We start from the raw sequence: 223 nt of genomic DNA on the forward strand, positions 1-223 counted from the left end.
TGAGTAATGTCTGGGGATCTGCCCGAGGGCGGGGGATAACCACTGGAAACGGTGGCTAATACCGCATAATGTCGCGAGACCAAAGTGGGGGACCTGAAAGGGCCTCACGCCCTCGGATGAACCCAGATGGGATTAGCTAGTAGGTAGGGTAATGGCTTACCTAGGCGACGATCCCTAGCTGGTCTGAGAGGATGACCAGCCACACTGGGACTGAGACACGGCC

At 57.4% G+C, this 223-nt stretch carries 1 rRNA gene; it reads left to right on the forward strand.

Annotated elements, in window-relative coordinates:
* Positions 1–223: ribosomal RNA gene (locus ABR397_RS25800) — 16S ribosomal RNA — on the forward strand; the annotation flags it as partial.

This window comes from Photorhabdus viridis, assembly GCF_040256935.1.
In the GTDB taxonomy this organism is placed as follows: domain Bacteria; phylum Pseudomonadota; class Gammaproteobacteria; order Enterobacterales; family Enterobacteriaceae; genus Photorhabdus; species Photorhabdus viridis.